The 3,966-nt window shown below is 30.1% G+C and carries 4 protein-coding genes; all 4 read right to left on the reverse strand.

Annotation, left to right across the window (positions count from 1 at the left end):
- Window positions 1–620 (reverse strand): IS30 family transposase (locus MW871_RS16115; RefSeq protein ID WP_248429410.1); only part of this gene is annotated, 620 nt, incomplete at its 3' end.
- A 206-nt stretch (window positions 621–826) separates the two neighbouring features.
- Window positions 827–1,606, reverse strand: a complete 780-nt coding sequence (locus MW871_RS16120; protein ID WP_188051717.1) for a tetratricopeptide repeat protein — start codon at window positions 1,604–1,606, stop codon at window positions 827–829.
- 175 nt (window positions 1,607–1,781) lie between these two features.
- On the reverse strand, window positions 1,782–2,369 hold the full coding sequence (locus MW871_RS16125) for a hypothetical protein (RefSeq protein WP_248429411.1): 588 nt from the start codon (window positions 2,367–2,369) through the stop codon (window positions 1,782–1,784).
- Window positions 2,370–3,082: 713 nt separating this feature from the next.
- Complete coding sequence (locus tag MW871_RS16130) at window positions 3,083–3,757, reverse strand: SDR family NAD(P)-dependent oxidoreductase (protein WP_248429413.1); 675 nt, start codon at window positions 3,755–3,757, stop codon at window positions 3,083–3,085.
- Between the last annotated feature and the right edge of the window lie 209 nt (window positions 3,758–3,966).

Raw genomic sequence — 3,966 nt, forward strand, 5'->3', positions numbered from 1 at the left:
AATCTAGTTTTTCTATCTACGATGGTTCCAATAGCACTTTTGTGTGCTACACCAATCATCAAATCTCCTTCTAAATGTCCAGCTTCCAGGCGTTCTTCGATATATTTAGGTCTATCATCAATACTGATTTGGTCTTTGATTCGGGTTTTTTTTATACCATATTTCCTTTTGTCTCGTCTTTTGTAATGATGATAGGGAAGAAGTTTGATTAGTTTTTTACCCAACGTAGATTGTCTAAATCGATAAATATGTTTATAAATAGATTCGTAAGAAATGGACATTATAGGGTCATTTGGGTATAATATCTTGATTTGTCCAGCCATTAATTCAGGGCTAGTCCCTTTTAATAAACTTCTATAAATGAATATTTTAAGTCTGGGATGTGAGTTTATTTTATCTTGAGTTCTTTTGATTTTATTGTTTTCTAAAGCATACCAATGTGCTAAATCAGCCTTGTAGATGTCGGCTGGCTTTAATAACCAAAGTTTTAATTCTTTGGTAATGGTGGATCTGTTTCGATTTACTTGCTTTGCAATGTAGCTTTTGGACTTATTTTCCTTGAGTAAAGTCTCAATTATAATACGTTCTTCGAAGGATAATCTTTTATATTTTTTTTTCATAATTCAACAAAGATAAAATTTATCATTTGTTGCGTTAGGTTCTTGAATTCTCCCGTTCTGCGCCACAATTACTGCCAACGTCTTGGCGCTTGGCGAGTAAAGATGCGAGATTTTTCCATTAAACACAAATTTTCCAAGTACAAAACCATCTTTAAATTAAGCCTAAAACCCCAATCTCGCCAAACGGCTGTTGGGCGACGTTTTTTCTACTCAATTTTATATTCCCCTTCTTTTAGATATTTTTTATAATGATTTAAATCAGCAAATCTCATAATATGGTAAATATCATATCCGTAAATAATTTTTTTAGATTCAGTTAAAATAAATCTTGTCTTGGACGGAAAGAGGCTAAACTTTGCTTCATATAAACTTTTACCCTCAAAACAATTATTCAGAATATATGGATTTGTTCTACATCCATCACTATATTTTTCAACTGCAATTAAAATTTTTTTCATCATTTCAAAATGCTTTTCTGAAATTTCTGTTTTGCCTATTTTTTTATACGCAAGTGCCAACTCTTTATGAAGCGTAATATTATTAGGCGAAATGGATTTTAATTTTTCACATAATTTTATGGCTTCTTCGAATTTTGAATCTCCATTCAATTTATAAATAGCTGATGCAATGCTGTCAATTCTAAATGGATTAAAATCTAAATTGTTTCTATATTTTGTATATGCAATTATTTCTTCGGAAGAAATATCCAAATCAATATTATTTAATTTATTTTCTACCGTTTTAAAATAATATTTTGAATTTTTGTCTGTAAAGTATTTAGTTTCTATTTTAAAAATTTCTATTTTACAAACTTCGCTATTACTATTAGTTTTTGTTTCATACGATTTTATGATTTTAGATTCATTAACTAATTCAGTCTTTTTAGAGACTTTTTGAGTTTTATTATTCGGTGGTGGTGGTGGTGCTTCTTGACAATAACTTATAAAGAAGTTAGATAAGAATAATAAAATTAAAATATTTTTCATTTTTTTTAGTTTAATTTTCTGTTTTTCAGTTTCTTGCGGTAAAATGTCGCCCAACGTCTTGGCGCTTGGCGAGGTTGGGGAGTAAAGATGCGAGATTTTTCCATTAAACACAAATTTTCCAAGTACAAAACCATTTTTAAATTAAGCCTAAAACCCCAATCTCGCCAAACGGCTGTTATGTGCCGCTTTTTCTTTTCTTCTCAATTTGAGTTTGTATTTTATCAACAAATTTAGTTTTGAATTTATGTATTTCTAATTTATTTGCAATATACCAAAAGTCCCTATTTATTAATTTAGTCTCTGTTCCACCTATTTTTGTTAAACTGACAAAAGCAAAAGTTGTAAAAGTTGTATCGTTGGCGGGTCTTGTCCAAGTATGAACAATTTCTTTTGTTTCAGGATAGTATAAATTAACGTAAACCCAATAATCATCATAGTAATTTTCATAACTTTTTTTGGGTAAAGGTAGTAATGAATCTAATTTAAGTTTTTCTACATATTCTTTCATTTCATCAGACGTCCAAATATAGCATGTGTCGCGTTTTGATATAAATTCTATATTGTTGGGAGCTTTAAAATTTGGATTAATTTTACTTAACTCTCTAATTGCATCTAAAACTTCACGTTCACTTGCTTTAATTTCCCAATATTCAACAAAAGGATAACTACCTGCAAAACCACCAACTTTTCTTCTTAAGAATTCTTCACACCCCCAAAAGAATAAGAATGTTATGACAATAAGTACTAAAGTTGTTTTTTTCATAGTTTAGGTTTTTTCTGCGCTAAAGTGGCACATAACGTCTTGGAGCTTGGCAAGGTTGCGAACTTCGTAACCGAGTTCTTTCGGCTAAGATAGAATATCTTGCGAAAGAAAAATATTAATTAACCACTAAATTCGCAATCTCGCCAAACGGCTGTTATGCGTTCGGCAGTATATGTTCTATGTTTGTCTATTCCAATTTATTCCAGTTGGCTTTTCCAAATTTAATTATTTTATTCAGTTTTAAACATCTATTTTGATCTTAAAAATCTAAAAAAAAATCCCGAAAATTTTACTATTCAAGTTTCTAATTTGCATTTCAATATTCTGCCAATTTTATCAAGTTTCTGCTTTCCACAACCTTAATCAGATTCCAATATTCAAGTTTCCACATTATATTAACTTAATCAGATTCAATTTTCAGGTTTCTGCTTTCCACAAAGTTGATCAAGTTTCATTTTCCACTTTTAAAAAGCTAAAAAATTCGATAAAAAATTTCGGTTTCAAAGTTTTGCATTTCAGTTTTCAAGCTTTAATTTCTTCTTTTTCTGTGCGATCCAACCTGCTGACGCATAACGTTTTGGCGCTTGGCGAGGTTGGGGAGTAAAGATGTGAGATTTTTCCATTAAACACAAATTTTCCAAGTACAAAACAATCTTTAAATTAAGCCTAAAACCCCAATCTCGCCAAACGGCTGTTGTGCGTCGTTGTTTTTTTTACCACGCAAGTTCCGTTTCCGTTTCTACATCCCAATATATTCCACTTCTAAATTCACTAATTGCAAAGTTAAATATTCCATTTGCAGATTCTTCGGATGAAAGTCTTCCTTCTGTAATATTACTTTTCGCAATTGTTGTTCGTACCCAACCAGGATGAACAGAAGCGACTTTTGTTTTTTCGGAAAGTCTATTTGAAAGGATTTTAGTGTACATATTTAATGCCGTTTTTGACATTCGGTAAGCGACTGAATCTATTCTTTCGCAGAGTTCTATTGAACCCATTTTTGAAGAAATGTTTATTATTTTTCCGTAAATGTTTATGTTTTCAATTAGTACTTCCGTTAAAAAAGTTGTTCCAATTACGTTTACATCAAAAGTCTGTTTAAAAGTTATTTCTTCTGGATTGTTAAAATCTAAATCAGGACCAATTCCCGCATTATTTATTAAAATATCTATTTTTCTTCCTTTGTCGTTTATTTCTTTTTTAAGAATCTCAATGTTTTTAAAATCTGACAAGTCTAACTGTAAAGTTTCAAAACTTTCATTTATAATTCCTTCAATTTTGCCCGATCTCGAAGTTCCAATTACTTTGAATCCATTTTCTAAAAACTTTTTTGCCAAAGAAAATCCAATACCTTTACTTGCTCCTGTAATTAAAATAGTTTTATTCATTTTGGTTAGTTGTCTGTTTTTCTGTTAGTTGCTGTCTTGTCCTAATATAGGTTGACTATTTTTGGTTACTGTATAATTTCAAAAATAGTTTATTATTGACGTAATATTGATAAGTTTAGAAAAAATCTTTGAAGGGATTTTTTTCCAAACTTGTCAACATTCCTACGTAGCTAAAGTAGTATTTTTTTTGTTTTTATAAGACTTGTATT

It is taken from the genome of Flavobacterium pygoscelis (genome assembly GCF_023162025.1).
Lineage (GTDB): Bacteria > Bacteroidota > Bacteroidia > Flavobacteriales > Flavobacteriaceae > Flavobacterium > Flavobacterium pygoscelis.